The sequence below is a fragment of the Pseudomonas sp. B21-015 genome, from assembly GCF_024749285.1.
GTDB lineage: Bacteria > Pseudomonadota > Gammaproteobacteria > Pseudomonadales > Pseudomonadaceae > Aquipseudomonas.
In genome coordinates, this window is record NZ_CP087196.1 from 901,825 (window position 1) to 928,609 (window position 26,785).

General features: G+C 61.1%; 25 protein-coding genes and 1 pseudogene. 14 read left to right on the forward strand and 12 right to left on the reverse strand.

Features of this window, described 5'->3' with window-relative positions; translation table 11 throughout:
* Positions 1-116: 116 nt before the first annotated feature.
* On the forward strand, positions 117-1,118 hold the full coding sequence (locus LOY38_RS04155) for a DUF6515 family protein (RefSeq protein ID WP_258698944.1): 1,002 nt from the start codon (positions 117-119) through the stop codon (positions 1,116-1,118).
* Here the strand turns inward: LOY38_RS04155 and LOY38_RS04160 are convergent.
* Together LOY38_RS04160 and LOY38_RS04165 are read right to left on the reverse strand one after the other, a co-directional pair.
* Complete coding sequence (locus tag LOY38_RS04160; protein ID WP_258698945.1) at positions 1,112-2,008, reverse strand: cation diffusion facilitator family transporter; 897 nt, start codon at positions 2,006-2,008, stop codon at positions 1,112-1,114. The two genes, LOY38_RS04155 and LOY38_RS04160, sit on opposite strands and share 7 nt — an antisense overlap.
* Before the next feature lie 41 nt (positions 2,009-2,049).
* On the reverse strand, positions 2,050-2,469 hold the full coding sequence (locus LOY38_RS04165; protein ID WP_258698946.1) for a polyribonucleotide nucleotidyltransferase: 420 nt from the start codon (positions 2,467-2,469) through the stop codon (positions 2,050-2,052).
* Between the two features lie 97 nt (positions 2,470-2,566).
* Between LOY38_RS04165 and hrpB the strand changes: the two genes are divergently transcribed.
* Positions 2,567-5,083 carry an ATP-dependent helicase HrpB gene (gene hrpB, locus LOY38_RS04170; RefSeq protein ID WP_258698947.1) on the forward strand — a complete coding sequence of 839 codons (2,517 nt, stop codon included), beginning with the start codon at positions 2,567-2,569 and terminating at the stop codon, positions 5,081-5,083.
* 149 nt (positions 5,084-5,232) lie between these two features.
* Here the strand turns inward: hrpB and LOY38_RS04175 are convergent, their stop codons facing one another.
* Positions 5,233-6,312 carry an endonuclease/exonuclease/phosphatase family protein gene (locus LOY38_RS04175; protein WP_258698948.1) on the reverse strand — a complete coding sequence of 360 codons (1,080 nt, stop codon included), beginning with the start codon at positions 6,310-6,312 and terminating at the stop codon, positions 5,233-5,235.
* 74 nt (positions 6,313-6,386) lie between these two features.
* The gene (locus LOY38_RS04180; protein WP_258698949.1) at positions 6,387-7,061 is read right to left on the reverse strand and encodes a YciC family protein; all 675 of its coding nucleotides are present in this window, start codon (positions 7,059-7,061) and stop codon (positions 6,387-6,389) included.
* A 177-nt stretch (positions 7,062-7,238) separates the two neighbouring features.
* On the opposite strand from LOY38_RS04180, the gene LOY38_RS04185 reads away from it, so the two are divergent.
* The 3 genes from LOY38_RS04185 to LOY38_RS04195 all read left to right on the forward strand — a co-directional run bounded on the left by LOY38_RS04185 (position 7,239) and on the right by LOY38_RS04195 (position 9,256).
* The gene (locus LOY38_RS04185) at positions 7,239-8,000 is read left to right on the forward strand and encodes a DUF2076 domain-containing protein (protein ID WP_258698950.1); all 762 of its coding nucleotides are present in this window, start codon (positions 7,239-7,241) and stop codon (positions 7,998-8,000) included.
* Between the two features lie 142 nt (positions 8,001-8,142).
* Positions 8,143-8,622, forward strand: a complete 480-nt coding sequence (locus LOY38_RS04190) for an NYN domain-containing protein (RefSeq protein WP_258698951.1) — start codon at positions 8,143-8,145, stop codon at positions 8,620-8,622.
* 22 nt (positions 8,623-8,644) lie between these two features.
* The gene (locus LOY38_RS04195) at positions 8,645-9,256 is read left to right on the forward strand and encodes a PolC-type DNA polymerase III (protein ID WP_258698952.1); all 612 of its coding nucleotides are present in this window, start codon (positions 8,645-8,647) and stop codon (positions 9,254-9,256) included.
* Positions 9,257-9,391: 135 nt separating this feature from the next.
* Here LOY38_RS04195 and LOY38_RS04200 read toward each other — a convergent pair whose 3' ends face one another.
* On the reverse strand, positions 9,392-9,847 hold the full coding sequence (locus LOY38_RS04200; RefSeq protein ID WP_258698953.1) for an Lrp/AsnC family transcriptional regulator: 456 nt from the start codon (positions 9,845-9,847) through the stop codon (positions 9,392-9,394).
* Positions 9,848-10,010: 163 nt separating this feature from the next.
* Here LOY38_RS04200 and yedA point away from each other — a divergent pair, with 163 nt between their 5' ends.
* Both yedA and LOY38_RS04210 read left to right on the forward strand, forming a co-directional pair.
* The gene (yedA, locus tag LOY38_RS04205) at positions 10,011-10,937 is read left to right on the forward strand and encodes a drug/metabolite exporter YedA (RefSeq protein WP_258698954.1); all 927 of its coding nucleotides are present in this window, start codon (positions 10,011-10,013) and stop codon (positions 10,935-10,937) included.
* A gap of 65 nt (positions 10,938-11,002) precedes the next feature.
* Positions 11,003-12,337 (forward strand): DEAD/DEAH box helicase, encoded by a 1,335-nt coding sequence (locus LOY38_RS04210; protein WP_258698955.1) that lies wholly within the window; start codon positions 11,003-11,005, stop codon positions 12,335-12,337.
* A gap of 123 nt (positions 12,338-12,460) precedes the next feature.
* Here the strand turns inward: LOY38_RS04210 and LOY38_RS04215 are convergent, their stop codons facing one another.
* Both LOY38_RS04215 and LOY38_RS04220 read right to left on the reverse strand, forming a co-directional pair.
* Positions 12,461-13,702, reverse strand: coding sequence for a TIGR03862 family flavoprotein (locus tag LOY38_RS04215; protein ID WP_258698956.1), 1,242 nt, complete (start codon positions 13,700-13,702; stop codon positions 12,461-12,463).
* Between the two features lie 281 nt (positions 13,703-13,983).
* Positions 13,984-14,904 (reverse strand): histone deacetylase, encoded by a 921-nt coding sequence (locus LOY38_RS04220; protein WP_258698957.1) that lies wholly within the window; start codon positions 14,902-14,904, stop codon positions 13,984-13,986.
* A 91-nt stretch (positions 14,905-14,995) separates the two neighbouring features.
* On the opposite strand from LOY38_RS04220, the gene LOY38_RS04225 reads away from it, so the two are divergent.
* From LOY38_RS04225 to LOY38_RS04235, 3 genes are all read left to right on the forward strand, one after another.
* Positions 14,996-15,565: a GNAT family N-acetyltransferase gene (locus LOY38_RS04225; RefSeq protein WP_258698958.1), complete on the forward strand. Its 570-nt coding sequence runs from the start codon at positions 14,996-14,998 to the stop codon at positions 15,563-15,565.
* Between the two features lie 106 nt (positions 15,566-15,671).
* A complete protein-coding gene (tesB, locus tag LOY38_RS04230; RefSeq protein ID WP_223485818.1) occupies positions 15,672-16,541 on the forward strand; it encodes an acyl-CoA thioesterase II in 870 nt (289 codons plus the stop codon).
* Complete coding sequence (locus tag LOY38_RS04235) at positions 16,538-17,131, forward strand: HAD family hydrolase (RefSeq protein WP_258698959.1); 594 nt, start codon at positions 16,538-16,540, stop codon at positions 17,129-17,131. Before tesB ends, LOY38_RS04235 begins: the two co-directional genes overlap by 4 nt.
* 116 nt (positions 17,132-17,247) lie before the next feature.
* On the opposite strand, the gene LOY38_RS04240 is transcribed toward LOY38_RS04235, so the two are convergent.
* Positions 17,248-18,207, reverse strand: coding sequence for an alpha/beta fold hydrolase (locus LOY38_RS04240; protein ID WP_258698960.1), 960 nt, complete (start codon positions 18,205-18,207; stop codon positions 17,248-17,250).
* A complete protein-coding gene (locus LOY38_RS04245; protein ID WP_258698961.1) occupies positions 18,207-19,100 on the reverse strand; it encodes a neutral zinc metallopeptidase in 894 nt (297 codons plus the stop codon). The genes LOY38_RS04240 and LOY38_RS04245 overlap by 1 nt, the downstream gene beginning before the upstream one ends.
* A gap of 260 nt (positions 19,101-19,360) precedes the next feature.
* Between LOY38_RS04245 and LOY38_RS04250 the strand changes: the two genes are divergently transcribed.
* The 4 genes from LOY38_RS04250 to LOY38_RS04265 all read left to right on the forward strand — a co-directional run bounded on the left by LOY38_RS04250 (position 19,361) and on the right by LOY38_RS04265 (position 23,308).
* Positions 19,361-20,137: an IclR family transcriptional regulator gene (locus tag LOY38_RS04250; protein WP_258698962.1), complete on the forward strand. Its 777-nt coding sequence runs from the start codon at positions 19,361-19,363 to the stop codon at positions 20,135-20,137.
* 259 nt (positions 20,138-20,396) lie between these two features.
* Positions 20,397-21,452 carry a Gfo/Idh/MocA family protein gene (locus LOY38_RS04255; RefSeq protein WP_258698963.1) on the forward strand — a complete coding sequence of 352 codons (1,056 nt, stop codon included), beginning with the start codon at positions 20,397-20,399 and terminating at the stop codon, positions 21,450-21,452.
* A 2-nt stretch (positions 21,453-21,454) separates the two neighbouring features.
* Positions 21,455-22,270 (forward strand): sugar phosphate isomerase/epimerase, encoded by an 816-nt coding sequence (locus LOY38_RS04260; protein WP_258698964.1) that lies wholly within the window; start codon positions 21,455-21,457, stop codon positions 22,268-22,270.
* A 159-nt stretch (positions 22,271-22,429) separates the two neighbouring features.
* A complete protein-coding gene (locus LOY38_RS04265; RefSeq protein WP_258698965.1) occupies positions 22,430-23,308 on the forward strand; it encodes a DMT family transporter in 879 nt (292 codons plus the stop codon).
* 6 nt (positions 23,309-23,314) lie between these two features.
* Here LOY38_RS04265 and LOY38_RS30240 read toward each other — a convergent pair whose 3' ends face one another.
* The 3 genes and pseudogenes from LOY38_RS30240 to LOY38_RS04275 all read right to left on the reverse strand — a co-directional run bounded on the left by LOY38_RS30240 (position 23,315) and on the right by LOY38_RS04275 (position 26,371).
* Entirely contained in the window at positions 23,315-24,178 is an 864-nt protein-coding gene (locus LOY38_RS30240; RefSeq protein ID WP_408980614.1) for a methyl-accepting chemotaxis protein, read from the reverse strand.
* Positions 24,170-24,991: pseudogene (locus LOY38_RS30245) on the reverse strand (MCP four helix bundle domain-containing protein); the annotation flags it as partial. The pseudogene LOY38_RS30245 and the gene LOY38_RS30240, both read right to left, overlap by 9 nt.
* Before the next feature lie 42 nt (positions 24,992-25,033).
* Entirely contained in the window at positions 25,034-26,371 is a 1,338-nt protein-coding gene (locus tag LOY38_RS04275; protein ID WP_258698967.1) for an MFS transporter, read from the reverse strand.
* Positions 26,372-26,785 lie beyond the last annotated feature (414 nt).

The following is a 26,785-nucleotide window of genomic DNA, read 5'->3' on the forward strand; positions in this document are numbered from 1 at the left end:
GCCCGCAATTTCCTTCAGCCCTCAATAAATAAGTTGCGCGACTGATAACCTGTAGCAGAACCGGCCTGCGCTTTCCCAGTCTTACGTACAGGCCCTAACCCGCAGTGAGGAAAAGCATGAAATCGCGCATCTGGCGTTTGGCCGGTGTTGGTTTGCTGTGTGTGAGTGTCACTGCGCAATCGCTGGCCGATGAGCCGCAAAACCGTGGCCCCGATGGCGGGCAGCGTGGGCCGGATCATCAAGGGAATGACCAGGGCCATCGCGGTAACAATCAGCCCCGACCGCAGAACACCGAAATCATTCGTGGCGACAACAGCCGCCAGTTCGAACTCCATGACCAGAATCAAGGCGGTCAGCGGCAGAACCCTACACTGCACGACTCCAACGTTCAGGAGCGAGCGCCACAACAACCGAGTAACAATCTGCCGATCCAGGGGCGGCCCGATACCGTGCGCCAGACCCAGGAACCCCGGCGTGGCTACTATCAGGACGAACCGCGGCGTAACAATTACAACCAGCAATGGCAGACCGGGGGGCGGGACGCGCGTCACGATGACCGTCGCTGGCCCGGTCGCCCGGATGGGCACGGCAATGGCTGGGGCCCCGGCCCGCAGTATCGTCCGGGGTACGTGATCGACCGCTTCCCGGAGGACCGTCACTTCCGTGTGCCGTATCGTGGCCAGGATTATTTCTATTCCGGTGGTTACTGGTATCGCCCGCAAGGCCCGCGTTATGTGGTGGTTCAGCCGCCTCGCGGGATTCGTGTCAGCTATTTGCCCGATTACGCCCGTGAAGTGTGGATCGGCGGGGCGCTATTGTTCCTGGCGGCCGGCGCGTATTACGCCTACCAGGAGAGCACTCAGGATTACGTCGTGGTCGAACCGCCCGTACAGCCGCAACCGGTGAGCAGTGGCTATGACGTGGTGGCGTATCCGGCCAACGGCCAGTCGCCGGAGGAGGTCAGTCGGGACGGTTATGAGTGCTATCGCTGGGCCGTGGAGCAGAGCGGTTTCGATCCGCGCGCTATCACCTATCAACCGGCCCCGTCGGTGGTGCAAGCCTACCGACAGGCCCAAGGCAATTGCCTGAGCAGTCGCGGTTATCAGGTGAGTTACTGAGCCCTGGCGGCGTTCACCACTTCCTGCGGGTCGGCGTGCACCAGCACTTCGGCTCGCGGGTAGGCGGCGTGAATCGCATCGGCGGCTTGATCGCTGATGCCGTGGGCGACTGACAGGGTCAAGTCCCCCGGTAATTCCAGATGCAACTGCACGAACCACTGGTTGCCGGAGATCCGTGTGCGCAAGTCATGGGCGCCCAGAACGCCTGGTACGCTGCAGGCCAGTTCGAGCATGTGCTGGCTGACATCCATCGGCAGCTCTTCATCCATCAGCACCGCAAAACTTTCCTGGGCGATATGAATCGCGCTCCAGAGGATGTAGGCGGCGATTCCCAGGCCGAACCAAGGGTCGACTTGATACCAGCCAAACCCGGCCAGCACCAGCGCCACCAAAATGCTGCCGTTGAGCAGCAGGTCCGAGCGGTAATGCAAGGAGTCGGCACTCACGGCGTTGGAACCGGTTGCCTTGATCACCCGATGCTGCAACTTCAGCAGGGCCAGGGTCAGGGCGAGTGAGAACATAATCACCCCGATGCTGAGCCACGCCGCGCCTATCGGTTCCGGATGTTTCAACCGTTCGATCGCCTGCAAGGCAATCAGCACCGCACTGCCGCCAATGAACAGCGCTTGAGCCATGCCAGCCAATGATTCGGCCTTGCCGTGCCCATAACGATGATCGTTGTCGGCCGGGCGCAAGGCGTAATGCACGGCCAGCAGATTGAGCAACGAGCTGACGCCGTCGAGTGCCGAGTCGGTCAGCCCGGCGAGCATGCTCACCGAGCCGCTCAACCACCAGGCGATAGCTTTGGCGACGATCAACGTGCACGCCACCGCCACCGAGGCGCGCGTCGCCAGCCGCAGCAGGCGGGCGTGTTCGGTACTGGTGGTCATAGGTGCGGCTTTTCCTTTAAATGTTCCTTCACAGGCACGAATTATGCGGCCGGTTGCAGGCCGAACATGGCCAGTTGCTGGGCGCTGCCCTTGTGCTGGATCAGGCGCGGATCGTCCAGCGGGAAGCTGCGGCCCAGTTCACTTTCCAGAATAGTCTGCAACTTGTGGTTATCGACCTTGCCGTCGGTGCCGATGGCTTCCTTGAGTTTTTCCGGAGCCACCTGAGCGGTCCGGCCGGGCTCGAAGTAAATGGCCCCCGTGGCGAAGTCCACCGCAAAGGCGATCAGGCCGGGGATGATATAGAACAGCAGGCCCACGGCATCCAGCGCAGCGATCGCCGGGTCGATCTTGCCGTCGATCTGGCCGCGACGATCCGGGTAGAAAATCGAGCCGCAGGCGGAGATTTGGGTCAGTAAGGTCGCGACCAGTACACCGCCGATCAAGCGAAAGGGAGCACGCATTTGAAATCTCCTGAGTTATCTGGAAACGAAGCATCGTCGATATGAATTAGGACCGCGACGAAGCTCGTTATACTCGCGCCTCTGTTTGGGAGCCAGCATGATTTCTTTGCCAATTGATGAAGTTTTACCCGCCCTGCGTGAAGCCCTCGCTACACGCCACGAAGCCGTGCTCGAAGCACCGCCCGGCGCCGGTAAAACCACCCGTGTGCCCTTGGCCTTGCTCGACGAGCCGTGGCTGGCCGGGCAGACCATTCTGATGCTCGAACCGCGCCGCTTGGCCGCGCGGGCGGCGGCGGAGCGGTTGGCCAGTGAATTGGGCGAGAAGGTCGGCGAAACCGTTGGCTACCGCATTCGTCTGGACAGCAAAGTCGGCCCCAATACCCGCATCGAAGTGGTCACCGAAGGCATTCTCACCCGGCGCTTGCAGGATGACCCGGCGCTGGAAGGGGTGGGCTTGCTGATCTTTGACGAGTTCCACGAACGCAGCCTCGACGCCGATTTGGCATTGGCCCTGAGCCTGAATGGCCGAGAGCTGTTTCGTGATGATCAACCGCTGAAAATCCTCTTGATGTCGGCGACCCTGGAAGGCGAACGCCTGGCCGGGTTGCTGGACGATGCACCGATCCTGCGCAGCGAAGGTCGGATGTACCCGGTGGCGATGCGCTGGGGGCGGCCGTTTCAGCCCGGTGAATTCATCGAGCCGAGGGTTGTGCAGACCATCCTCGACGCGCTGAACGATGAAACCGGCAGCCTGTTGGTGTTCCTGCCGGGGCAGGCGGAGATCCGTCGGGTACATCAACAATTGGTCGAAGCGTTGGGTGAGGGCACGCCGGTGTTGCTGTGCCCGTTGCACGGGGAACTGGACCTGGCGGCGCAGCGTGCGGCGATTGATCCGGCGCCTGCGGGCAAGCGCAAAGTGGTGCTGGCCACCAACATCGCCGAAACCAGCCTGACCATCGATGGTGTGCGGGTGGTGATCGATGCCGGGCTGGCACGAGTACCGCGTTTCGACCCCGGCAGCGGCATGACCCGCCTGGACACCCAACGCATTTCCAAAGCCAGTGCCACCCAGCGCGCGGGCCGGGCCGGGCGTTTGGAGCCTGGCGTGTGTTATCGCCTGTGGTCGCAGGACCAGCACGAGCAACTGGCGGCTTACGCCAGTGCGGAAATTCTCTCGGCGGACCTCGCCGGGCTGGCCTTGCAACTGGGTCGTTGGGGCGTGACGCCGGGGCAGTTGGTTTGGCTGGATATCCCTCCGGCTGCGGCTTATGCACAGGCCCAGGATCTGCTTGAACGTTTGGGCGCGCTGGAGGGCGAGGCGCTGACCCGTCACGGTCAGGCGATGGCCGAACTGCCGGCTCATCCACGGATCGCCCATTTGCTGTTGCGTGGCCAGGCGCTCGGCTTGGCCGACATGGCCTGCGATGTCGCGGCACTGCTCGGCGAGCGCGATATCTTGCGTGGCGCTGGCGCGGACCTGCACAGTCGACTGGTGTTGTTGTCCGGTGAGGAACGGGCCACTCGTGGTGCGCAGGGCGGTGTTCAACGGGCCCGGCAACTGGCGCGGCAGTATCGCGGTTATTTGCGCGGCAAAGCGTCGGAGCCGGTCAGCGATCCTGAGCATCCGCGCTGGCTCGGCGTGTTGCTGGCATTGGCTTATCCCGATCGGGTCGCCCAACAGCGGCGGGCCGGTGGCGCTGAATATCGCTTGGCCAACGGCCGTGCAGCGCTGTTCGCCGAGGCGGACAGCCTGATGAAGCAACCGTGGCTGGTGATCGCCGACTTGGGCAGTCGTCAGGGCCAGCGTGAGGAACGGATTTATCTGGCGACGGATTTTGATCCGGCGCTGTTCGATTCAGTGCTGGCCGAGCAGGTGCGTTGCGTCGATCAACTGGATTGGGATGAGCGCGAAGGCGTGCTGCGGGCCGAGCGTCAGCGCAAGGTCGGCGAATTGATCCTCAGCCGCGAACCGCTGACCGGGCTCGATGAAACCGCCCGCAGTCAGGCGCTGGTGAACCTGGTGCGGCGCAAAGGTCTGGAGCTGTTGCCGTGGACCCCGGAGCTGCGTCAGTGGCAGGCGCGGGTGGCGTTGTTGCGCCAGTTGGACCTCAGCAGTCAGGGCCAGAGCGAATGGCCGGATGTCAGCGACGCTGCACTGCTCAAAAGCCTTGAGCACTGGCTGATGCCGTATCTGGGCAAAGTCTCGCGGCTCAGTCACTTCGCCAACCTGGACCTGTCGAGCATCGTTCACAACCTGCTGCCCTGGCCGTTGCCGCAACGGCTCGAAGAGCAGGCTCCGCGTCACTTGAGCGTGCCGTCAGGTTCGTCGATTCGTCTGGACTACAGTGAGCAGCCACCGATTCTGGCGGTGCGTTTGCAGGAGTTGTTCGGTCTGGCCGAGACGCCGCGCATTGCCGGTGGTCGGCAAGTGGTCAAGCTGCATCTACTGTCCCCAGCTCGGCGGCCGGTGCAGGTGACGCAGGACCTGGCGAACTTCTGGCGCAGTACGTATGCCGAGGTGAAGAAGGATTTGAAGGGACGTTATCCGAAACACTATTGGCCGGATGATCCGCTGGTGGCCGAGGCGACGGCGCGGATCAAGCCCCGTAAGTAGCGCCCGGACTTTTGTGGCGAGGGAGCTTGCTCCCGTTGGGCTGCAAAGCAGCCCCAAGTTCTGTCACATCATTTTTCAGGTGCGTGGCGTCAGTCAGTTTACGACTGCTTCTCAGCCGAACGGGGGCAAGCCCTCTCGCCACACTTGACCTAAGGCGCTGCCGGCAACAAAAACCGTGCAATCACCGGCAAATGATCGGAAATCCGTAACGTATCGTCCTGCCGCACCCGCGCCTCGACCCGTTTGATGTGTGGGCTGTAAAGCAGATAGTCGACAGTCCGGTCCGGGCCATTCAAGCCAGGATCATTCGGGTAATGGGTCAGCCATTGCGCCCGGTCGATACCACTGGCTTCGTTGTTGGTGGGGATCATCGGGTACTTGTCCCACAGCACATGCAGCGCGCTGTCGGCGGAGTAGGGCGTGCGTTGCTCCGAGGGCAGGCGTCGATACTGGCCCAGCGGCAACAGGTTGAAATCACCACCGATCAACCATGGCGTGCCGCGGCTTTCGTACTTGTCGAGCACCCTGGCCACGGCTGTCACTTGGGTTTGCAAGGTTTCGTCGGGCTGGGTGGCGCGATCCAGATGGGTATTGAGCACGGCCATCTGGCCGCCGTCGCTCAGTGGCAGGTACGTGACCAGCAAGGCGTTTTTCGGCTTGAACTGACGGCTGATGACATTGGCCGGTGCGACCGGCAGTTGCAGGCGTTCGGCGTGGTCGATCCGGTAGCGGCTCAGGGTTGCCAATTGCCGGCCGACGCTGCCGTAGATGTGCGGATCAGGCACGAAGTCGGCTTTCCAGTCGAAGGCCTGAGCGGTGCACGGATACAGGTCGGTGACCCGATCCTGAAGCAATTTGAACTGGTTCTGGTAGTCGCTGGCCTTGGCGCCGTCATCGAGTTCCTGCAACAGCACGATGTCCGGTTGCTCGTCGCGAATCACCCGTGCCACTTCGTCGAGGCTGAAGGCCATGTCTTCAGGCGTAGGGCTCTCGTCGTCTCCTGCGGCCAGGTCATTCCAGAACACGTAGCGCTTGCCGGCCAGGTACTGGACGTTCCAGGTCATCACCTTCAGCGCCTGGCCGGGCGCCAGCGTCGGCGCCTGGGCGTTGCAACTGACCGGTAGCGCTTCCTTGGCTTCTGGGCGCCAGGTCAGGCTGTAGATCAGCAATGCAATCAGGCTGATGGCGATCAGCAGGCCCAGCAGGGTGTAGCGCAGTAGACGGGTCATGGCTCGGCTTATAGCGTTACGGAATTGACTCCGAGCATAACCGAGAGCAGCGCCCAAGCCCAAGGTTAGAGCGGTCAGAGCCGCTCATCAGATTTTTCGGGCACATCGCCGATCAGCATGAACAAGCGGAACAGCACCACGCTGGTGAACAGTTGCAGAAAGCTGTGAGCGCTATCGATCAGCAGCGAAATCACCGGGTTCTGCGGTTCAGGGTAAGCCGCCAGCGTCGCTCCCTTGAGCACCCACAGCGGGCCCATCACGCACAGAATGCACACCAGAATGCGCAGGAAGTTTCCGCGGGTCAGGCGCAGGCTTTCCTTCATCGCCGCCAACGGCGCCAGGCCGCGCAGCACCAGCAGGTACTCACCGAATGCCAGCGTCACCATCAGCCAGATACCCGGCAGGAAATACAACGACAGGCCGATCAGGATCAGCAGCGTGTTGAGGGCGGTCAGCACGGCGAAGCGCGGCCACAAGGTCGCGGCGGTCGCCAGCAGGTCGCGGGTGCGCGGCGATTCGCCACGGCTACGGGCATCGAGAAACAGGATCAGCGCGGCGGTGTACAGCGGATACACCAGCAAGCCGACCATCACACTGATGCCGGCGAAACTGTCTGGCCCGGTCGAGTGGTCGACCACTTGTTGCAGCAGCGCCTCGAGAATCACCAGTGGCAGGCACAGCTGCACGATCTGGCGCAGATTGCGCTTGAAAAAATACAGAGAGTCACGCAGTACATCGAACGAATTCATCAGTCGGTATCGCAGGTTGAAAGCAGTGCCTCACTTTAACCGATCAAGCCCTTCGGGGCGCAAACGTAAACGTTCGGTAAAGGTCATTGAAACATCCTGTATCAGCCCCATTACTGGTGAGCACCTTATCCACTGTGGGTGAGGGCAACGATATTCCCGGCAATCTACGAGGTCGCCATGAACAGCGAAGAACAAACCCTGATCGATGGACTGTTTTCCCGGCTGCAACAGGCCGAAACGGACTCAGCCCCGCGCGACGCCCAGGCCGAGGCGCGGATCAAGGAGCACCTGACTCGCCAACCGGCGGCGGGCTATTTCATGACCCAGGCGATTCTGGTGCAAGAGGCCGCCATCAAGAGCCTCGACGAACAGAACAAGCAACTCGCCCAACAGGTCCAGCAATTGCAGGCTGAACTGCAATCGGCCAAGGCTCAGACGGCGGCTCCGGCGCCGAGCAGCGGTGGCTTTTTGTCGAGCATCTTCGGTGGCACTTCTCGTGATCCGCAGCCTGCGTCGACTCAAAGCGCAGCCCCGTCCAATGGTGGCTGGCGTGAACCGGGGCGGCCGTCGTTCAATGCCCAGCCGCCACAGCAAAACTTCGGCGCCGCACCGCAGCAGAACTATGCACCGCAACAACAAGCCCCAGCGGCCGGCAGCGGTTTCCTCGGTGGTGCATTGAAAACGGCAGCGGGCGTGGCCGGTGGCGTGATGCTGGCGCAAGGCATCAGCAGCCTGTTCCATCACAATCAGCAGCCGGAAGTGGTTGAGGTCATCAAGGAAGAACCGGCCCGGGTCAACGATCAGAGCGACAACGGCAATGGCTGGGGCGACGATCAGCGCGTGGCTGACAACTCCAGCGGTCAGGGCGGTTTCGCCGATGCTGATTACAACGATGACAGCTCGTCGTTCTTCGGCGGCGATGACGACTCCTTCGTCTGACTACATCTGTGGCGAGGGAGCAAGCTCCCTCGCCACATGGCCGATTATTCGCGGAACAATCCTTCGTGCTGGCATACTGGGCAACTTTTCGGGCCTGGCGCCTGATCCTGCCCGCGCTTCGGCACGCCAAAGAGGATGTACGGTGAAAAAAATCGCAGTGTTCGCCGATGTCCAGAACCTCTATTACACCGTGCGTCAGGCCTATGGTTGCCACTTCAACTATGCCGCTTTGTGGGCTGACATCAGCAAACAGGGGCAGATCGTCGAGGCCTATGCCTATGCGATCGATCGTGGCGACAGCAAGCAGCAGCAGTTTCAGCAGATCCTGCGCAATCTCGGCTTCATCGTGAAGCTCAAGCCCTACATCCAGCGCAGCGACGGTTCGGCCAAAGGTGACTGGGACGTGGGCATCACCCTCGACATCATGGACGCCGCCGACCATGTCGACGAAGTGGTGTTGGCCTCCGGCGACGGTGATTTCGACATGCTGCTGGAGCGCATCATCGCCAAGCACGGCGTGCAAGCGGTGGCTTACGGCGTGCCAGGCCTGACGGCCAATTCGCTGATCCGCGCCGCCAGCCGTTACGTGCCGATCGAAGGCGCGTTACTGCTCAAGAATTGATTTTTACGGAGTTGAAACAGGTTTGGAACGCATAGCAGTCATCGACTTTGAAACCACCGGGATCTCCCCGAGCAGCAGCTGCCGGGCCACGGAAATTGCCGTGGTGATTCTTGAACAGGGGCGCATCGTCGAGCGTTATCAAAGCCTGATGAACGCCGGCGTGCGGGTGCCGGCCTTTATCGAACAGCTCACCGGCATCAGCAACGCCATGCTGCGCACCGCGCCTTCGGCCGAGCAGGTGATGAACGAGGTCAATGAGTTCGTCGGCATCACCCCGCTGTTGGCGCACAACGCTGCGTTCGACCAGAAGTTCTGGGACTTTGAGCTTGGGCGAATCAAACGTACACGCTTGCAGAACTTTGCCTGCTCGCTGTTACTCGCCCGCCGCCTGATGCCCGCCGCCCCGAACCACAAACTCGGCACCCTCACCACTTACGCCAGCCTGCCCGATACCGGCAAGGCTCACCGGGCCATGGCCGATGCCGAAATGGCCGCCAACCTGACGGCGCATTTGGCTGAAGAGTTGCGGCAAAAGCATGGGTTGCGGGAGTTGTCCCATGATCTGCTGTGCAGCTTGCAGAAAGTGCCGGCGGCGAAGATCAATGAGCATCTGAAACGGCATCGCGGGTTTTAAGACCCACCACAAATCCTGTGGGAGCGGCGGTGCGGCGATCCGACTTGCCCGCGATGAGGCCATCACATTCAACATCTTTGTTGACTGACAGTCCGCTATCGCGGGCAAGCCCGCTCCCACAGGGGCGGTGCAACATCACGATTTGCCATTCCCTTCCAACTGCCCCAACGGCACCCGCTTCTCGATGGCGCTGGACAGCACGATCGAGGTCTTGCTGAACCCGAACGTAGCAACTCGGTTGATCAACTCTTCCAGCTCCGGCATCGAGCCCACCGCCGCTTGCATGATCACGCACGGGTCGCCGGTGACGCGATGGCATTCGGTGAGTTGTGGGATTTTGATCAGTTCGTCGTAGGTTTTCTGGTTGCCGTGCTGGTTCAGGCGCAGTTCGATGACGCACTGGATCGGCAGGCCGATTTTGGACATGTCGACCTTTGCCTGGTAGCCGGTGATCACCCCACAGGCCTCAAGTTTGGCCACTCGCTCGGCCACCGCCGGAGCGGACAGGTTCACCTTGCGCGCCAGTTCAGCGTAGGACGCACGACCGTTTTCCAACAGGGCGCTGAGGAGCATGCGGTCGTATTTGTCCATCGCAGTATTCCTGAAAAGTGACTGGCTTTCGAAAGCACGGTTTATAGCGTTGAACTCCGTGTTTTGAAAAGTGTACTGGCGCTATAAACAGGTTTTGTAGCTTATTTTCCGCCGTTGGCCTTTCTAGAATAGCGGCTCTCTTTGTTTTGTTCTCGAGCTGCCCATGTCTGGCATACGCCGTTTTTCCTTACCGCTGATCGCTGCTTTTTTTGCGCTGTACGTGATTTGGGGGTCGACCTATCTGGTGATTCGCATCGGTGTGCAGTACTGGCCGCCGTTGCTGCTCGGCGGTATCCGTTTCGTGATCGCCGGGACGTTGATGTACGCGTTCCTGCGCTGGCGCGGGGCACCGGCACCGACCTGGGCGCAGTGGAAGGCCGCGGGGATTATCGGGATTTTGCTGCTGACTTGCGGTAACGGCGCGGTCAGCGTGGCTGAACACACCGGTGTCGCCTCCGGCGTTGCAGCATTGGCGGTGGCGACGGTGCCGCTGTTTACGTTGTTGTGCGGATATTTCTGGGGCGCGCGTAATACCCGTCTCGAATGGGCCGGGATTGTGCTCGGGCTGATCGGCATCGCCATGCTCAACCTCGGTTCAAACCTGCAGTCGAGCCCGTTGGGTGCGGCGTTGTTGGTATTCGCGGCAGCGTCCTGGGCGTTCGGTTCGGTGTGGAGCAAGCACTTGCCGTTGCCTCAGGGCCCGATGGCCAGTGCCGTGGAAATGCTGGTGGGCGGCGTGGCGTTGCTGATCGGCAGCGCGGTGAGTGGCGAACGTCTGGACAGTCTGCCGCCGATCGAAGGCTGGGCGGCGCTGGCGTACCTGACCATTTTCGGTTCGATCATCGCCTTCAATGCCTACATGTACCTGTTGAAACACGTGCGTCCGGCAGCGGCCACCAGTTATGCCTACGTCAACCCGGCGGTGGCGGTGTTGCTGGGTATCGTGTTTGTCGGCGAGACCATCGGTATCGAGGAAGCGCTGGCCATGGCGGTGATCATCAGTGCCGTGGTGTTGATCGGGTTGCCGCAGTGGCGCCGAGGTGCAGATCGGCCTGCCGTAGCGGTGCCGACAGAATCCCGCGCGAATTAGGGTAAACTGCGCGCCATTGCACACTCGTTTTGCACAACCGCGCTGATTTTTCCTACGGTACTCCCATGACTTTCGCCACCCTTGGCCTGATCGAACCCTTGCTGCGCGCTCTCGAGACGCTCGGCTACCAGACCCCGACGCCGGTTCAGACGCAAGCGATTCCGGCGGTGCTGGCCGGTCGCGACCTGATGGCCGCGGCCCAGACCGGCACCGGCAAGACTGCCGGTTTCGCCTTGCCGCTGCTGCAATTGCTGGCCATGGAAGGGCCGAAAGTCAGCGCCAACTCCGTGCGCGCGCTGATCCTGGTGCCGACCCGCGAACTGGCCGAGCAGGTTCACGAAAGCGTGCGTCAGTACGCCGAGAACCTGCCGTTGAGCACATACGCGGTGTACGGCGGCGTCAGCATCAACCCGCAAATGATGAAGCTGCGCAAAGGCGTTGATCTGTTGGTGGCGACCCCGGGCCGCTTGCTCGACCTGTTCCGCCAGAACGCGCTCAAGTTCAACCAGTTGCAAACCCTGGTGCTGGACGAAGCCGATCGCATGCTCGATCTGGGCTTCTCCGAAGAACTGGGGAACATTTACAAGGCGCTGCCGAAGAAGCGCCAGACGCTGTTGTTCTCCGCGACCTTCTCCGACGCCATCCGCACCCTGGCCGGGCAAATGCTCAACGACCCGCTGAGCATCGAAGTCAGCCCGCGCAACGTCGCAGCCAACACTGTTAAACAGTGGGTGGTGACGGTGGACAAGAAGCGCAAGCCGGAGCTGTTCGTTCACTTGATGCGCAAGGGCAAGTGGAAGCAGGTGCTGGTATTCGCCAAGACCCGTAACGGCGTAGACGCGCTGGTGGAAAAACTCCAGGGCCTGGGCATCAACGCTGACGGCATCCACGGCGACAAACCTCAGGCAACCCGTCAGCGAGCGCTGGATCGTTTCAAGGCCAGCGAAGTGCAGATACTTGTAGCCACCGACGTGGCCGCCCGTGGTCTGGATATCGAAGATTTGCCGTTGGTGGTCAACTTCGACCTGCCGATCGTGGCGGAGGACTACATCCACCGCATCGGCCGTACCGGCCGTGCGGGTTCAACCGGCGAGGCAATTTCGCTGGTCTGCGCCGATGAAGTGAATCAGCTGTCAGCCATCGAGATGTTGACCCGTCAGACGCTGACTCGCCAGATGGAGCAGGATTTCGAGCCTGAACACCGCGTGCCGGATACCGATGCCAGCGGTCAGGTGATCAAGAAGCCGAAAAAACCGAAGAAGCCCAAGACCTCCGGTGGCGGCAAGCGCAACCTGGGTAAATGGGTCGAGAGCGGTGATGCGTCGGCGCCGGAGCCTTCGATCAAGCCTGTGCGTAAAGTGCCGGTGTTCAATACCGGGCCGCGTAAGCGTAAGCCTTGATTAAACGCTGCGCCTGTCAGGCCACCATCGCGAGCAGGCTCGCTCCCACATTGACCGTATTCTTATGAAAGAACTCGGTCACCTGTGGGAGCGAGCCTGCTCGCGATGGACGCGCCTCGGTCTTCAATCCTTGCGCCGCAACCACTCCACCATCCCCAACCCCGCCGCTCGACCACTGGCGAAACACGCGGTCAGCAGATAGCCGCCGGTCGGCGCTTCCCAATCGAGCATTTCCCCCGCGCAGAACACGCCGGGCAGTTGCTTGAGCATCAAACGTTCATCCATCGTCTCGAACATCACGCCCCCCGCGCTGCTGATGGCTTCGTCCAATGGCCGGGTTTTCATCAGCGTCAGTGGCAATGCCTTGATCGCTTTGGCCAGCAGCGCCGGATCGGCAAAACATTCAACCGGTGTCAGCTCGCGCAACAACGCCGCTTTCACGCCATCAAGCCCAAGCTGACTGTGCAGGTGTTTGGCCATGGAGCGTGATCCGCGCGGTTTGTTCAGCGCCGCCTGAACTTTATCCACAGGCTTGCCCGGCAACAGATCGAGATGAATGGTTGCCGAGCCGTGCTGATTGATCGCTTCGCGGATCGGTGCCGACAGGGCGTAGATCAAACTGCCTTCAATCCCCGTGGCAGTGATCACACACTCCCCGAGTCGCGGCACGTCGTCATTGAGGCCAATGGCGATGTTTTTCAGCGGGCTGCCTGCGAATTTGCTGACCATCAATTCGCTCCAGGCCTGCACCTCGAAGCCGCAATTGCTCGGTTGCAACGGCGTCAGTCCTACACCGCGCTGTTCCAGCGGCAGCATCCAGGCACCGTCCGAACCGAGGCGCGACCAACTGCCGCCGCCGAGGGCCAGTAAGGTCGCATTCGCTTGAACGGTTTTTTCGCCTTCGGGGCTGTCGATACGCAAGTCACCGTTGTCATCCCAACCGAGCCAGCGATGGCGGGTGTGGATAACTACGCCGGCATCGCGCAGGCGTTTGAGCCAGGCACGCAACAGGGGCGCGGCTTTCATGTCGGTAGGAAACACCCGGCCGGAGCTGCCGACAAAGGTTTCGATGCCCAGGTCATGAATCCATTGGCACAAGGCTTCGGCACCGAAGGCTCGCAGCAGCGGTGCAATCTGCGGAGCCCGTTCGGCGTAGCGTGAGAGAAATGCGGGGTAGGCCTCGGAATGGGTGATGTTCATGCCGCCGACACCGGCGAGGAGGAATTTTCGCCCCACTGAAGGCATGCCGTCGTACAGGTCGACCTTGATTCCTGCCTGGCTCAACACTTCAGCCGCCATCAAACCGGCGGGACCGCCACCGATGATGGCGACGTTTGAGGGGAGGGAAGTGGAGGGCTGGGTCATGGCGAGAGCTGCGGCGTGGCGGAATAAGCCGCGCATTCTAGCAGTGCGCGATAACGGTGGGAGCAGGCTTGCCCGCGATAGCGGACTGTCAGGCAACAATGATGTTGAATGTACCGGCCTCATCGCGGGCAAGCCCGCTCCCACAGGGATCATGGGTGTGTTCAAGAGCTGATCAAAAAACAACCACTCCGTTGCACGCTATAGGTAGCATGGCCTGCAGGCCCTTTCACTCAGGTTATCCACAGGCGGTTCCACAGGCATTGTGGGTAAAGGCCCACACCTCAATGACAACCTGATGACTGCCAGACCCGTTGGGCGCTGTGATGGAGGATGCCATGACGGCGCGCCAGGGCTTTGCGGTCCTTGCTGTAACCGCCGCCGATCACGCCGACCAGCGGAATATCCCGGCCCAGGCAATGACGCATCACGCTTTCGTCGCGAGCGGCGACGCCTTCGTCTGTCAGTTTCAGATAGCCCAAAGCGTCGTCCTTATGCACGTCGACACCGGCGTCGTACAGCACCAGATCCGGTTGGTAGAGCGGCAGCAAATAGTTGAGCGCATCGTCCACCACCTTCAGGTAGTCGGCATCGCCCATGCCCATGGGCAAGGGGATGTCCCAGTCGCTTTCGGCTTTGCGTGCAGGAAAGTTCTTTTCGCAGTGCAGGGAAACGGTCACTGCCTCTGGGGTGTTGTGCAGGATTCGTGCAGTCCCATCGCCCTGATGCACATCGCAGTCGAAGATCAGCACCCGATTCACCCGGCCACTTTCCAGCAGGTAATGGCTGATCACCGCCAGGTCATTGAAGATGCAGAACCCGGCGGGGTGATCGTAATGCGCGTGATGAGTGCCGCCGGCCAGGTGACAGGCCAAGCCATGTTCCAGTGCCTGTTCGGCCGCCAGCAGCGAACCGCCGACCGCTCGCACCGTGCGCCGGGCCAGTGCTTCGCTCCAGGGCAGGCCGAGGCGCCGCTGGTCTTCCCGGGACAACTCGCCGCCCATGTAGCGTTCGATATACGCAGGGTCATGAGCGAGGGCGAGAATATCCGCCGGGCACAGGTCCGGGCGCAGCAGGTCAGCGTCGCGGGTCAGGCCACTGTCCACCAGGTGATCGCGCAGCAAGCGAAACTTGTCCATGGGGAAGCGGTGATCCGCCGGGAACTCGGGACTGTAGTCTTCGTGGTAGATCAGAGGCAGGGGCATGGCTGATTTATCTAGGAAGGCCTGTAGGAATGAGTGAAGGATCCTACCAGCGATGTAGACTTGCGGCATGGAAACAGAGGGGAGGGGCACGATGGAGCCGATACTGGAACTCGAAAGCGCGCGACTGTTGTTGCGGCAGTGGCGTGACGAGGATTTGCCGGCGTTTGCGGCAATGTGTGCCGATCCACAGGTGATGCGTTATTTTCCGGCACCCTTGAGTCGACTGGAAAGCGCCTCGCTGATCGGACGGGTTCGCGGGCATTTTGCCGAGTATGGTTTTGGCCTCTGGGCACTCGAGCGCAAGGACACCGGGGCGTTCATCGGGTTTACCGGACTGGGTGTGGTCGGCTTCGACGCGCCCTTCACCCCGGCCATCGAAATCGGCTGGCGCCTGGCGCGCGAGCACTGGGGCCTGGGGTATGCCAGTGAAGCGGCGTGGACCGCATTGCGCTGCGGGTTTGACCGGCTGGCACTGCAAGAGGTCGTGGCGTTCACCACCGAAACCAACATGCCTTCGCAAAAAGTCATGCAGGCGATTGGCATGCACCATGCCCCCGCCGATGACTTCGAGCACCCGAGTCTGGCAGCCGATCATCCGCTGCGCCCCCACGTGTTGTATCGCATCACCCGTGAACAATGGCTGGAAACCTTGCATGGATAAGCAGGCACGGACGTTTACAATGGCCCTCATGTTGAACCGGGCCATAAACTGAATCGACCGCCGCAGCCAAGGCTGCTCGGCATTGCTTTGTGTGAGGAGAGTCTGAATGAGCCAAGTGTTGGAAGATCTGGTAGACCTGCTGACCCTGGAACCGATTGAAGAAAACCTGTTCCGTGGCCGCAGCCAGGATCTGGGTTTTCGTCAGTTGTTCGGCGGCCAGGTGCTCGGCCAGTCCCTGTCGGCGGCCAGTCAGACAGTCGAAGCCGCGCGTCATGTGCATTCGATGCACGGTTATTTCCTGCGCCCGGGCGATGCCAAGCTGCCGGTGGTGTATCAGGTTGATCGGGTGCGCGATGGCGGCAGTTTCAGCACGCGCCGGGTGACGGCGATCCAGAAGGGCAACCCGATTTTCACCTGCAGTGCCTCCTTTCAGTACGACGAAGAAGGCTTCCAGCACCAGAGCGAAATGCCGCAAGTGGTTGGCCCGGAAAACCTGCCGTCGGAGCTGGAGCTCACCCAGCAGCGCGCGCACCTGATCCCTGAACACATGCGCGAGAAACTGCTGTGCCCGAAACCGATCGAAGTCCGTCCGGTGACCGAGAAAGATCCCTACAACCCGCAGCCTGCCGATCCGGTCAAGTACGTCTGGTTCCGCGCCGACGGTGCGTTGGCCGACACCCCGGCGCTGCACAAATACCTGTTGGCCTACGCGTCGGACTTCGGCCTGCTGACCACCTCGATGTTGCCCCACGGCAAATCGGTCTGGCAGAAAGACATGCAGGTCGCCAGCCTCGACCACGCATTGTGGTTCCACGCCGACCTGCGTGCCGATGACTGGTTGCTGTACGCCATGGACAGCCCGTGGGCCGGCAACTCGCGCGGATTCTCCCGTGGCAGCGTGTTCAACCGTGCTGGGCAATTGGTGGCTTCGGTCACTCAGGAAGGCCTGATTCGTCATCGCAAGGATTGGGCATGAGCCTGGCCGAGGTGCGGCACTGGGTGTTCGATATGGACGGCACCCTGACAGTGGCGGTGCATGACTTCGCGGCAATCCGCGTGGCGTTGGCGATTCCCGCCGAAGACGACATTCTCACCCACCTCGCTGCGCTGCCGGCCGATGAAGCGGCGGCCAAGCACGCGTGGTTGCTGGAGCATGAGCGGGATCTGGCATTGGGTTCGAAACCGGCGCCGGGCGCGGTGGAGCTGGTGCGTGAGTTGGCCGGGCGCGGTTATCGTCTGGGCATTCTCACGCGCAATGCTCGCGAGCTGGCGCATGTCACGCTGGAGGCGATTGGTCTGGCCGACTGCTTTGCGGTGGAAGATGTATTGGGCCGCGATGAAGCACCGCCCAAGCCGCATCCCGGTGGTCTGCTGAAACTGGCCGAGGCCTGGAAGGTGCCGGCGAGCGACATGGTGATGGTCGGTGATTACCGCTTTGATCTGGATTGCGGTCGGGCGGCGGGGACGCGGACGGTGCTGGTGAATCTGCCGGATAATCCGTGGCCGGAATTGACTGATTGGCATGCTGCCGATTGCGTGGTGTTGCGGCAGATGCTTTCGGCTTGAGGGATTGGTCATTTGATTAACCGCTATCGCGGGCAAGCCCGCTCCCACAAGGATGGTGCATAACCCTGTGGGAGCGGGCTTGCCCGCGATAGCGTCAGTTCAGGCACCACAAAAACTCACTGACCGAACAACGCCTTCTGCCCCTCAGGCGACGTAAACATCCCGTCCCCATTGTGCCCGACCCCAGGCACTTCGATCAGTTGCTGACTCAACCCCTGAGAATGGCGTTGTTTCAGATATTTGAAATAGTTGCGCCCACGAATCAATCGAGACGCACCCTGAGCTTTAGCCTCACAACTTTTATCCAGCGCCGGATGATTCGGATCAGTGTCCTGCTGGCCGAGTAAATAAACGATGTCACGTTTGACATAGTTCTCTTCGAGTTGCGCAGGCGTTTGCCCATTGGCATAAGCGGGCAGATCCGTCAGCCCGTACTTCCAGCGATTGAAATTCGGGCACCCCGCATGACTGAACGCCACTGGCCGTTGCTCATTGAAGTAGGCGTACGACGAAGGATTGGCAATCACATAGCGCACCTTCACGCCTTCTGTATCGAGAGCGGGCTGAGGGTGACCCAGCAAGGCATAACGCTGAACCACCTGAGCACCGCCGGAGTGACCGGCGATGACGATTTGCTTCACGTCCGGAAACTGGCGCCGATCCCCCAGGCGAGCGATGATTTCGTCGAGCGCCGCATAGGAACTCAGGGTGAACGGCGCGGTGGATAAGCCGCCGGCCATCCAGTCATTGCCTTGCCAGCGTAAAACACTGTCAGGCACCGGATGGCTCGCGATGTCGGTTTCATTGAGAAACTGCGGGGCGAGCACCAAGGTGTTCGCGCTTTGCCCGGCCTGCTCGGCCGCGTGCTCGGCGCTCTGGCGGTAGGTTTCAGCATTGCGCAAACGACCATGGATGATGATCAGCACGCGTTCGATTTTCGCAGGCGTCGGGCCGATGCCCACCGCGATTTCGCCAGCGCTCAACAGCAGGCGCCCGGAACTGATCGCCTTGCCTCCCTGCTCGGCAGCCTGGGTGCTTGCGCAGGTGATCAACAGAACCAGCAGCCACTGACGCATCACAGAGTCTTCGCGGCAAAGGTATCGCACTGGCTGATCTGGCCCTGTGCGAATCCAGCCTTGAACCAGCGCACCCGCTGGGCCGAAGTGCCATGGGTGAAGGAGTCCGGCACCACGCGGCCCTGACCTTGCTGTTGCAAGCGGTCGTCGCCGATGGCGTTGGCGGCGTTCAAGGCTTCTTCGATGTCACCGGGTTCCAGCCAGTTCAGGCGTTTTTGCGCATTGTTGGCCCAGACCCCGGCCAGGCAATCGGCCTGCAGTTCCTGACGCACCAGCAAACCGCCGTCGCCTTCCATTTGCCGGCCCTGCTGCCGAGCGGCCTGAATTTTCGCCGAAACGCCAAGCAGGGTCTGCACGTGGTGTCCGACTTCATGAGCGATCACGTAGGCCTGAGCGAAATCACCCGCAGCGGAAAAGCGTTGCGACATTTCCTGGAAGAAACTCGTGTCCAGGTAGACCTTCTGGTCTGCCGGGCAATAGAACGGACCGGTTGCCGACGTCGCCAGGCCGCACGCCGAATTCACCCGATTGCTGAACAGCACCAGGGTCGGGTCTTTATATTGCCGACCGGCCTGCTGGAAAATCTGGCCCCAGGTGTCTTCGGTGTCGCCGAGGATCGAGCGTACGAATTCGGCCCCTTCATCATTGGCCGGTGGCGCCTGGCGGGTTTGGGGGGTGGCCGGGGCCGATTGCTCGCTCATCTGCCCGGTCAGTTGCCCGAGGATCTGCAACGGGTCCTGGCCGGTGATCCAGCCGATCCCGACGATCAACAGGATCGCCGTCAGGCTCAGGCCCTTGCCCCCGCCGAAGCGCATCCCGCCGCCGCCACCACCGACATCATCGCCACGGGCGTCGACCACGTTGTCGCTGCGTCGGCCTTTTTTCCAAAGCATGGGCGGATCCTCGTTTGAACATGGTGATGAGTGTTGCTGGTGAGTAAGCGTGGCGCCAGTCCGGTCGTCCGTCTTTTGCCGTGCGCGCACCATTTCAGACTTGTATTGAACACGGATAGCCCAGCGAATTCCTTCAGGCGATGGGTTTTTATCGAGTGGGGGACTGCTTGTCTCGACGGCGGCTAACGGACTCGCGGTTCCAGATTTCGCATTCGGCGGGTTGTCTTCTAGAATCGGGCAAATTTCGTGTGGAACCTCCCATGGCCGGCAGTCAGATCGAACGTGTTTTCAGCGTGCTGGAAAGCCTCACCAGTGAACCTCGTGGCCTGCCGATGCAGACGCTGGCAGAGCAACTGGATATCCCCAAAAGCGCGACTCATCGCCTGCTCGCCGAGCTGATCCGGCTGGGTTATGTGCGGCAGAATCCGGAGAGCCTGCGTTATCACTTGTCGACCAGACTGGTGGCGATGGGTTTCCGTTACCTGTCCAGCAGCGGCGCCGATATCGTGCAGCCGGTGCTGGATCGTCTGGCCGAGGAAACTGGTGAACTGGTGCGCCTTGGCGTTATTGAAGGCGAACGGCAAGTCTGGATCGCCAAGTCTCAAGGCGCCCGCTCGGGGCTGCGTTATGACCCGGACATGGGCCGTGATGCGCCGTTGTTCTACACCGCGTCGGGCCACGCATGGCTGGCGTGCATGAGCGATGCCGAAGCGTTGTCGTTGGTGGAACGTCAGGGCGACGTGCAACCGAAAGATCTGGGGCCGAACGCACCGCGCTCCAACATTGAATTGCTGGAGCGCCTGCGTCTGGCGCGGGAGCAGGGCTACGCCTGGGTCGAGGAGAGTTCGGCAGTGGGCACCTCGGCGATTGCGGCGGTGGTGCGCCATCCCGGCGATGGTCGAGTGATCGGTGTGCTGAGCATTGCCGGGCCAAGCGCACGGATGCCGGGGGCACGGCTGCATGAGTTGGCACCGCTGTTGTTGACGTTTGCCGAGGAACTGTCGGCGGCAAGTCTGGCGTCGGAGTTGTTCAATTAAGCCGGCCAGCGCCCGTTCATTGTGGGAGCGGTGGTGCGGCGATCCGACTTGCTCGCGAAGACGGTGTGTCAGTCGACATCAATGCTGCATGACACACCGCTTTCGCGAGCAAGCCCGCTCCGACATTTGATCTTCTTTCGCTCCTGCAAAGTTGTGCGCTGTTCGCACACTTTTGCGGTTCGCTTGTGTAAGAATCTGGAACTAGGTTCTAAATTATTGGAATTCACCCTTCCGACAATAATCACAAGAGGACTGCACCGTGTCTTTGCCCCTTCGCATCGCCCTGATCGGTGCTGGCAACATGGGCCGGCAGCATTACCAGCATCTGAAATCCCTGACGGAAGCGACCTTGTGCGCAGTGGCCGATCCCGGTTCACAAGCCGCAGGTCTTGCAGCCGAGTGGGGCGTGAGGCATTTCGCCGATCACCGTCAGATGCTGGAGCAGGTGCAGCCAGACGCGGTGATCGTCGCCAACCCGAACACGTTGCACGTCAGCACTGCGCTCGATTGCCTCGCCGTCGGCGTGCCGGTGCTGCTGGAAAAGCCGGTGGGCGTGTACATGGATGAAGTGCGCGAACTGGTGGCCGCGTCGAAAGCCACCGGCGTCCCCGTGCTGGTCGGCCATCACCGTCGGCACAATCCGTTGATCGTTCGCGCCCAAGAACTGGTTCAGGGCGGTGCTTTGGGGCAGCTGACGACGGTGACGGCGCTCTGGCAATTGCGCAAACCCGACAGCTATTTCGAAACACCATGGCGCCGCGAACCCGGTGCGGGGATGTTGCTGACCAACCTGATTCATGACCTCGATCTGCTGCGGCATCTGTGCGGCGAAGTTCGGCAGGTGCAGGCAATCACCAGCAATGCGGTTCGCGGGTTTGCCAACGAAGATTGTGCGGCGGTGTTGCTGCAATTCGACAATGGCGCACTGGGCAGCCTGACCGGTTCCGACGCAGTGGCGGCACCCTGGAGTTGGGAGCTGGATTCCGGCGAGAACCCGGTGTATCCGCGCCAGGCCGATCAGCCGTGTTATCTGTTGGCCGGGACGGGCGGTGCGCTGAGCATTCCACAGCTCAAGCGCTGGCACTATGCCGACGTCGATGGGGGCTGGCATCAACCGCTGCTGCCGGTGCAGGAGAGCTTCAGCGCCGATGAAGCGTTGCGTTTGCAGTTGCAGCATTTCGTGCGCGTGGCGCGCCGGGAAGTCGAACCATTGGTGAGCGCTGCCGATGCTGCGCGCACCCTGGCGCTGATTGACGCAATCCGCGAGGCCGCCGAAACCGGTCGCGCCTGCACCCCGATGTTGATCGAGGAGTGAACATGAGTGAACGGATCTTTTCCCTGGCCAGTCTGACGGTACTGGAGTTGTCACCACCGGAGAGGGTCGAGGTCGCGGCACGGGCCGGTTACAGCCATGTCGGATTACGCCTGGAACCTGCGACACCCGAAGAACATCACTTTGCGCTGGTAGCCGATGTCGGGTTACGGCGCAGGACGCTGGAGAGTTTGCGCGACACCGGCATTCGTGTGCTGGATGTTGAAATCCTGCGTCTTGAACCGCAAACCATCGTTGCCGACTTCGAGAAGATTCTGGCGGTCGGAGCGGAGTTTGGTGCCAGTGAATTGCTGGTGGCCGGTAACGATTCTGACGAACAGCGACTCACCGAGAATTTCGCCCGGCTCTGTGATCTGGCGGCACCTTACGGGCTGCATCCGCATTTGGAGTTCATGCCGTGGACCGATGCGCGCAACCTCCAACAAGCGGTGCGCGTCGTCGAAAAAGCTGACCGTGAAAACGGCGCGGTGTTGGTGGACGCGTTCCATTTCGACCGATCGGGTTCGCGGCTGGAAGATCTGGCCAAGGTAGCACCGTCACGGTTACGGTATGCACAGCTGTGCGATGTTGCGGGGCCACGGTCAGCGGACATGGCGGAGATTTTGCGTCAGGCCCGTAACGAACGACGTTTTCCGGGCGATGGCGATTGTGATCTGGTGGGGTTGTTGCAGTGTTTGCCGGCTGATATTCCGTTGAGCCTGGAGGTTCCCACTGTGAAGTTGCTGGAGCAGGGCGTAAGCGGGTTACAGCGGGCGCGGATGGCGTTGGATAAAACCCGGGAATTGTTGGCGCGCCTTTGAACCTGTGGCGAGGGAGCTTGCTCCCGTTCGGCCGCGAAGCGGTCGTCAACGATCTGTCATATGAAGTGACGGAACACCTTTGCTGATTTGGGGACTGCTGCGCAGTCCAGCGGGAGCAAGCTCCCTCGCCACATTCTGATTTGATTCCAGAGGCCTTGCATGACCGTCAGCACCCCGCTCTCCGGCGTAAACCAACCCTTCAAAGGGATTCTGCTGATCGTCGTCGCGACCTTCCTGTTTTCCAGTCACGACGCTTTGTCGAAGTATCTATCGGGCTTCTACCCCATCGTCATGGTGGTCTGGGCTCGCTATGTGATTCACACCCTACTGATGGCCGGGATATTTCTGCCGCAATCCGGGCTGCGAGTCCTGCGCACCAAACGGCCGTTGCTGCAGTTGCTCAGAGCGTTGTGCCTGTTGGGCACCAGTTTGTTTTTCACCACCGGTTTGCAGTACATCCCGCTGGCCGAAGCCACGGCGGTCAACTTCCTTGCCCCGGTGTTGGTGACCGCGCTATCGGTGCCACTGCTGGGTGAGCGGGTCACCCGTGGGCAATGGATCGCGGTGATTTGCGGATTTATCGGCGTATTGATCATCGTCCACCCCGGCGGTGATCTGTTCACGCCAGCGGTATTACTGCCGCTCTGCTCGGCGCTGTTTTTCTGCTTCTATCAATTGCTCACCCGCAAGCTCAGTGAAATCGACAGCCCGACCACCAGTAACTTCTTCGCCGGCCTGTGCAACACCCTGGTGATGAGCGCACTGGTGCCGTTCTTCTGGAAAGTGCCAAGCCTTGGGCATGGATTGATGATGGTTGCACTGGGCGCCTGCGGGATGACGGCGCACCTGTTTCTGACCCAGGCTTTCCGTCACGCCGCCCCCGCGCTGCTGGCACCGTTCGGCTATTGCCAGATTGTCTTTGCCGGGTTGCTGGGTTGGTTGCTGTTTTCTCACACGCCGACCCTGACCACGGTGGTCGGGATCGCGGTGATTTGCTGCAGCGGGTTGGCGGCGGCGTGGCAACAAAGCCGCCGCTGAGGCCAGTCAAAACCTGAAGCGCACCACCAGGTTTTGCAGGCCGGCCGCCAGTCGCGACAGCTCCTGGCTGGTGGCGCTGGTCCGGGTCGCGGCGTCGGCGCTTTCCAGCGACAGGTCGCGAATGTTCAGCAGATTGCGATCCACCTCACGGGCCACCTGGGCCTGTTCCTCCGAGGCACTGGCGATCACCAGATTACGTTCATGGATCTGCTCCATCGCCCGGGTGATTTCTGCCAGCGCCAGCCCGGCCTGTTCAGCAATCGACAGGGTTTCGGCGACACGCTGACTGTTGTCGTGCATCGACACCACCACACTGTCGGTGTCGCCCTGAACCCGCCCGATCATCTGTTCGATCTCCCGGGTCGATTGCTGAGTGCGATGCGCCAGCGCCCGAACTTCGTCGGCCACCACCGCGAAACCACGTCCGGCTTCCCCGGCCCGCGCGGCTTCGATCGCGGCGTTGAGCGCGAGCAGATTGGTCTGTTCGGCGATGGCGCGGATCACATCCAGCACCTTGCCGATTTCCCGGGACTGCTCGGCCAGGGTCTGAACCTGTTGCAGTGCGAGGCCCGCATTGCTGCTCATCGCCTGAATCGAATCCAGTGTTTCAATCACCCGTGCCTGGCCCTGACTGGCTTGCTGCGTGGATTGGCGAGTGCTGTCGGAAGTCGACACCGCGTTGCGCGCGACTTCTTCCACCGCGACGGTCATTTCGTTGACGGCCGTGGCGGCCTGCTCGATTTCATTGTGTTGCTGTTGCAGCCGACTGGAGTCCTGGTGAGTGCTCTGATTCATTTGCAGGGCGGCGGCCGCCAGTTGAGTCGAAGTGCCGCTGATCAATTGCAGGGTTTCCCGCAGGCTGGTCTGCATGGCCGACAGGGCCTTGAGCAAGCGTGCGGTTTCATCGGCGCCGTGGCTGCGGATCGGTTGACTCAGGTCACCGGCGGCCACTTGCTCGGCCACCTCGACTGCCTGGCGGATTGGCATGACGATGCTGCGAATCAACAGCCAAGCCAGGCACAGGGTCAGGAGTGCGACTGCTATCAGCGCACCGATAACCGTGATTTTTACCTGGTTGTAGAGCGAGTCGGCCTGGTTGGCCGACAGGCTGACTTCGTTAGCGGCAAGGGCCATCAATTCGGCGAACTGGTCACCGGTCTGAGTCGAGTAGTCCTGGATTTTGCTGTTGAGCAACGCGGTCATTTCTTCGCTGCGGTTCTCCCGCGACAGCGCTTCGTATTGCGCCAGCGCCTGCCGGTAGTTTGTGACGGTGGCGACGAATTTTTCGTACGGCCCCCGGTTGTAATCACCGACCAGCGGGGTGAATTTTTCCAGTGTCTGCGCAAGCCAACCCTGCACTTGATGCAGGCGTGTGACGGTGGCATCGAGCACTTTTGGATCGCGGTTGAGCGCCATGCGCAGGCTGAGTACGCGAATGCTCAGGATGTAGTCGCGGATTTCACCCAGGTAGCGAATGCTGGGCAGAGAGATGTTTTCAGTGTGCTGGCCGGTGGCGCGGACTTGCGCGACTTGTTTGAGGGCGAACAGCCCCTGCAACAGGACCAGCAAGGCGATGACGCCGAAGCTGATCACGGCACGCTTGGCGATGCTCAAGTTACCTGGCGACATGGTTTGTCTCTGTGGCTTTGAGAAAAAAGGGGTGAATTCATAAACCGCGCACATAAAAAAACGCAGGCCCGGGATCAGGCCTGCGTTTGAGATGAATCAATCTTTTATGGTCGGAATCTTGCGCGGTGCCATGAAGTACAGCCAGGTCAGCGCGATGAAGTACATCGCCGGAATGATGGTGAACAGCACGGTGTAGTTGTTGTTGGTGATCGTCAGAATGTGGCCGACCAACTGGGTCATGAACATCCCGCCGATCGCCGCGCACATCCCGCCGAAGCCGAACACCGTACTCATCATGTGCTTGGGTGTGTAGTCCATCACCAGGCTCCAGATGTTCGCGGTCCAGGCCTGGTGAGCGCCGATGGCCAGGGAGATGGCGAACACCGCGAGCCACAGGCTGCTCGAGCCGGCGGCCATGACCACGCCGATGATGCAGCAGGCGAACAGGAACATGGACATCAGTCGTGCCTTGATCGGGTTGATCCCGCGACCGATCAGGAACGAGGACAGGATCCCGCCGCCGACACTGCCGAAGTCAGCCGTGAGGTAGATGATGATCAGCGGGATACCCATCTGGGTCACGTTGATCCCCAGGTTGTATTGCTGATTGAGGAACGGCGGCAGCCAATACAGGTAGAACCAGAACACCGGCGCGGTGATCGAGTAGGCCAGGGCGAAGGCCCAGGTGCCTCGCATGCGCAGGATTCGTGAGAACGGTACGCGGGATTGTTCCGGTTCGACTTCATTCTGGATGTAGTCCAGTTCCGATTGTTTGACGCTCGGGTGGTCTTCCGGATTGAAGTACTTCAGCCCCCAGAACAGCAACCAGATGGCGCCCAGTGCCGCGATGCACAGGAACGCGGCTTGCCAGCCCCAGGCATGGAGGATCAGCGGCAGCAGCATCGGTGTGAACATCGCACCGACGTTGGTCCCGGCGTTGAAGATGCCGGTGGCCACGGCGCGTTCGCCGGCGGGGAACCACAACCGGGTGGTTTTCACGCAGGCCGGGTAGTTGGCGGCTTCGGTCAAACCGAGAATGAACCGGCAAACCATGAAGCCCACCGCCGAAGTGGCCAGGCCATGAGCGCCGGTGGCCAGGCTCCAGAGCAGTACCGCGCAGAAGAACACGCGTTTCACGCCGACCCGGTCGATCAACCGGCCTTGCAGCACGAAACCGACGGCGTAGCCGACCTGGAACCAGAAGTTGATGTTGGCGTAATCCATCGCCGTCCAGCTCATTTCCTTGGCCAGGATCGGCTGCATGACGCCCAGGGCGGCGCGGTCGATGTAGTTCAGGGTGGTGGCGAAAAACACCAGCGCCAGCATCCCCCAACGGGTTTTGCCGACCGCCATGGCGCCGCGGATTTTGTCGCCGATGCCGCCAGTGGCGACGCTTTGGGCCGGAGCCACGTGAGAGCTTTGAGAAGGAAACATGTGTGCCATCCGTTCAATGACTGACAAGCGAGGCTTGTCGGGACTTCAAGGGCGCGTGATCAATCGACGGCGACAGGCGCGGGTGTGATTGATCGGCTGAGGGGTTCTCGTCAGGTGACGACAACGTTTTATTCAGCGAGCGGCACGGTTCGGCCGAGGGAACGCGAGGTTCGGATGGACGCCAGGCCAGGCGTGAGGGCGGTGGAGCAAGCAAACAAGGCGTTGAATGAGTGCATGAGCGTGTACCCGTTTTTTGAAATTTTTATGTGGTGTTCAGGGTCTTTGGTAACCGAGTCCATGGGGTCGTGACCGGACTCAATGTGCTGTCGATGGTGCGCAGTGGACGAAAAATCGTCAATTCGCCAACCGCCATTGTGTTCGATAATCGCCCGCAAAACTAACCGGGTAGTACAC

Coding starts and splice junctions, on each gene's coding strand:
- hrpB (WP_258698947.1), top strand. CDS start 2,567: ATGATTTCTTTGCCAATTGATGAAGTTTTACCCGCCCTGCGTGAAGCC.
- LOY38_RS04275 (WP_258698967.1), bottom strand. CDS start 26,371: ATGTTTCCTTCTCAAAGCTCTCACGTGGCTCCGGCCCAAAGCGTCGCC.
- LOY38_RS04185 (WP_258698950.1), top strand. CDS start 7,239: ATGAACAGCGAAGAACAAACCCTGATCGATGGACTGTTTTCCCGGCTG.
- yedA (WP_258698954.1), top strand. CDS start 10,011: ATGTCTGGCATACGCCGTTTTTCCTTACCGCTGATCGCTGCTTTTTTT.
- LOY38_RS04165 (WP_258698946.1), bottom strand. CDS start 2,469: ATGCGTGCTCCCTTTCGCTTGATCGGCGGTGTACTGGTCGCGACCTTA.
- LOY38_RS04200 (WP_258698953.1), bottom strand. CDS start 9,847: ATGGACAAATACGACCGCATGCTCCTCAGCGCCCTGTTGGAAAACGGT.
- LOY38_RS04245 (WP_258698961.1), bottom strand. CDS start 19,100: ATGCTTTGGAAAAAAGGCCGACGCAGCGACAACGTGGTCGACGCCCGT.
- LOY38_RS04175 (WP_258698948.1), bottom strand. CDS start 6,312: ATGACCCGTCTACTGCGCTACACCCTGCTGGGCCTGCTGATCGCCATC.
- LOY38_RS04240 (WP_258698960.1), bottom strand. CDS start 18,207: ATGCGTCAGTGGCTGCTGGTTCTGTTGATCACCTGCGCAAGCACCCAG.
- LOY38_RS04220 (WP_258698957.1), bottom strand. CDS start 14,904: ATGCCCCTGCCTCTGATCTACCACGAAGACTACAGTCCCGAGTTCCCG.
- LOY38_RS04265 (WP_258698965.1), top strand. CDS start 22,430: ATGACCGTCAGCACCCCGCTCTCCGGCGTAAACCAACCCTTCAAAGGG.
- LOY38_RS04180 (WP_258698949.1), bottom strand. CDS start 7,061: ATGAATTCGTTCGATGTACTGCGTGACTCTCTGTATTTTTTCAAGCGC.
- tesB (WP_223485818.1), top strand. CDS start 15,672: ATGAGCCAAGTGTTGGAAGATCTGGTAGACCTGCTGACCCTGGAACCG.
- LOY38_RS04215 (WP_258698956.1), bottom strand. CDS start 13,702: ATGACCCAGCCCTCCACTTCCCTCCCCTCAAACGTCGCCATCATCGGT.
- LOY38_RS04260 (WP_258698964.1), top strand. CDS start 21,455: ATGAGTGAACGGATCTTTTCCCTGGCCAGTCTGACGGTACTGGAGTTG.
- LOY38_RS04235 (WP_258698959.1), top strand. CDS start 16,538: ATGAGCCTGGCCGAGGTGCGGCACTGGGTGTTCGATATGGACGGCACC.
- LOY38_RS04225 (WP_258698958.1), top strand. CDS start 14,996: ATGGAGCCGATACTGGAACTCGAAAGCGCGCGACTGTTGTTGCGGCAG.
- LOY38_RS30240 (WP_408980614.1), bottom strand. CDS start 24,178: ATGCAGACCAGCCTGCGGGAAACCCTGCAATTGATCAGCGGCACTTCG.
- LOY38_RS04250 (WP_258698962.1), top strand. CDS start 19,361: ATGGCCGGCAGTCAGATCGAACGTGTTTTCAGCGTGCTGGAAAGCCTC.
- LOY38_RS04210 (WP_258698955.1), top strand. CDS start 11,003: ATGACTTTCGCCACCCTTGGCCTGATCGAACCCTTGCTGCGCGCTCTC.
- LOY38_RS04155 (WP_258698944.1), top strand. CDS start 117: ATGAAATCGCGCATCTGGCGTTTGGCCGGTGTTGGTTTGCTGTGTGTG.
- LOY38_RS04160 (WP_258698945.1), bottom strand. CDS start 2,008: ATGACCACCAGTACCGAACACGCCCGCCTGCTGCGGCTGGCGACGCGC.